This window comes from Candidatus Competibacter denitrificans Run_A_D11 (assembly GCF_001051235.1).
GTDB lineage: Bacteria > Pseudomonadota > Gammaproteobacteria > Competibacterales > Competibacteraceae > Competibacter_A > Competibacter_A denitrificans.
In genome coordinates this window covers 1-2,827 of the sequence record NZ_CBTJ020000012.1, presented here as the reverse complement: position 1 = coordinate 2,827, position 2,827 = coordinate 1, and the positions used below count along the sequence as shown (strand labels likewise).

Below are 2,827 nucleotides of genomic sequence, written 5' to 3'. Positions count from 1 at the left end.
TATCCCCATGAACTTCTCTCTTTGGTCGGAAAGAAATCGTCATGGTTGCTAGCTCCCGGCCTCAGCGCAATCCCTAACCAATGGGGAAAGTCGAGCTTAGAGAACACGCTTTAGCAGAAGATTAGAAAAATCTACTTTTCAGCAGGGAACGAGTCTGCTCGGCTACTTTTCTATATAGCTCCAAATGCCGGGTAGAGCTGACTTTCCAGGAAAACTGCTGTGCCCATTCTCTAGCATCCTTATTAGGTATACGCATGTTGAATTCACCACGCTGGTAGAATAATCGCTGGCAAGTTTTTACCCAAGCGTCTAGATTCTCTGGAGGCAGAATTTCTGCAGATGGCCCTATTAACTCAATTAAGCTTCCTAGAGCGCTGAATAGCACAGGAGTTCCTACTGCTTGTGCTTCCAATGCAGGAAAACCAAATCCCTCATATAAGGTTGGATAGAGTACTGCCACTGCTTGTTGATATAATTGAGCCATGTACGTCTCTTCAATAAAAGGTAAAAACACGATTCGATCACGTAGTGACGGTTCTATATTTTGACGCGCTTGTGTTCGTTCAGCTTCTGAAAAGCCACAGACAAGCAACCGTATCTTGGGAATATCTATGTTTACCAACACCTTAATAGCCCAACCAAACCTTTTACGCGCTAGCGACCCCCCAATGTAGAGAAAGTAAGGTGCCGGACCGACTTTGTCTAAAAATGTGGGCGACAATATTTTGCTTTGCTCGTTAAGATAAATATCGCTTACCCCATGGGGGATCACATGGAGTTTACGCTCAAGATACGGCCAAAGCTCAAGAATGTCCCGGCGCGAAGATTCACTGATGGTAATGATTGCCGTACATCTTTTAAAGGCAGCAGGAATCAGATGATGTAGGTACCACTTATTATAGGAAAGATGTAATTCATCCTCTTTCCACATCAAAGTATCGTGAATAGTTACAATTGTAGGTACAGCTTGCCAATAGGGTAGCGTAGTAGCTATGCAATGTAATATATCTATCCCAGCACGTCGCGCTTGCCAAGGCAGCCCGATTTGCTCCCAGGTATTGAAACGGTAGCCTTTCAGGTCAAAAAGTTCAATTTCGCCACTCTCTACTGGTTTGTGGAACACTGCATCGGGGCGGTCCGCAAAAAATCGCCATTCCACTTTTGCCAATGCATCAGCATTTTTAATTAATTCAGAAGCATATTTCCCCATACCACGTATATGAGGTGTATTCAAGCAACGCGCATCAATCCCGAGACGCAGTAATGGCTCAGCCTGCATAGTGATCAGACAGATTTTCAAGAGAAAAATTTAGTATGGGATACCCAAAGGAATTAAAGTGGATTTGGCCAAATTTTTCCAAGTGCGTATAGCTGTTGGTTCAAAGCGAAGCGCTCGCAGAGCGCAGTAAAGTGCAAAGGTCCAATCGCCCGCCTCAGCTGCATAATGGCAATTGATCTGATAAGATGATACAAGTGCTTGGCGGCGCAACTCTGGAAATGATTGCCCCACTCCACCGTTATTAAAAGCCTCAGATATTATTCTCAGGTGGTCTGGAAGCGTTCGGCGAGTTTTCATTGTTGCTGATTGTCGATGTACCCGATAACGGACAACAGGTTCAGGGAGATATCCTAAAGAGTGGTTAGCACAAACCCTCAGCCAAAATGGCCAATCCTCTACAGATAAATAAGTTTCATCGAAACCTTTATATTGATTAAAGATAGCCCGTTGAATCATTACCGTTGACTTAGAAATAAAATTTGTTACTAGCAACTGTTTTAAAACTTGCCCTTCCACAAGATGAGTAATACTGCCTCGCTGTACCTCTCCAGAAATTGACTCACCAAAGCAAAAAGAATCAGTATGGGATATAGAGCTATCTTTACAATGTTTCAATTGAAGCATCAGTTTATCAGGAAGCCATATATCATCTGCATCTAGAAAAGCAATCCACTCACCCTGTGCTAGTGCGGCACCATAATTACACGCAGCAGCACTTCCTTTATTATTTTGATGTACAACTCTTAACTTATCTCCATACTCATTTAAAATCTGGGCAGTCTCGTCAGTAGAACCATCATTTACGACAATAATTTCAAAATTGCTATAGCTTTGATTTAATACACTATCGATGGTATCTCGTATGTATTGGGCTGCATTATAAGCTGGAATAATAACACTAACCAAAGCCATTTTCTTTACCTATATATTCAGGAATGTAATTTTTGAGTTAAAAGATTCAGAGCTTATCCGAAAATTATTATTCAGGGGATATCTGATTAAATACAGCTCTCTTTATCAGGAGGTGGATACAATTTCTTCAGTAGAATACGGATAGAAGAAACCCAAATCATAGCGACACTGGAAGCGACTCTTTTTTCATAGACACGGACTAATCGACGATAGCGGCTTAGCCCACCGATTACCCACATCTTTTTTATCTTTATATTCAATATGTTACGTTGGATTTAGTATTACTTTGATTTTATATCTTAAAAATCAACATATTACCGGCTATCATCGGATTGATGTTGAAACGATTCCATGTGCCCCAGAGCAGATCAAGACGCTGAAAACCAGTAAACCCTTTAGGAACACCTGCACGAGCGTAGATTCTTAGCGGCTGACAGTCATATCAGATCATCATAACCGATTGATTGTAAAATATAAAAAGATGTGGGTAATCGGGTGCGGCTTAGCCATGCCAATGTTCTTTCGACCACCCACCGACGCACCCGATTCCCCACAATTCCAAGATATTGTAGTCTATGGAGTATTTGAGGAATAGGGATGAGTTGGGTATCAGAAGAACTGGGGGTGTGGAGTTGG

The 2,827-nt window shown here is 42.0% G+C and carries 2 protein-coding genes; both read right to left on the bottom strand.

Translation table 11 applies throughout. The features are described from left to right. Nucleotides 1–121: 121 nt before the first annotated feature. Nucleotides 122–1,234 (bottom strand): glycosyltransferase family 4 protein, encoded by a 1,113-nt coding sequence (locus BN873_RS01790; RefSeq protein WP_171820402.1) that lies wholly within the window; start codon nucleotides 1,232–1,234, stop codon nucleotides 122–124. A gap of 75 nt (nucleotides 1,235–1,309) precedes the next feature. Beyond that, complete coding sequence (locus tag BN873_RS19245) at nucleotides 1,310–2,191, bottom strand: glycosyltransferase family 2 protein (RefSeq protein ID WP_082161034.1); 882 nt, start codon at nucleotides 2,189–2,191, stop codon at nucleotides 1,310–1,312. Nucleotides 2,192–2,827: the final 636 nt, after the last annotated feature.

What these genes read in the sequence shown, in the direction of transcription:
- BN873_RS19245 (WP_082161034.1), bottom strand. Translation starts at nt 2,191, where the DNA reads ATGGCTTTGGTTAGTGTTATTATTCCAGCTTATAATGCAGCCCAATAC.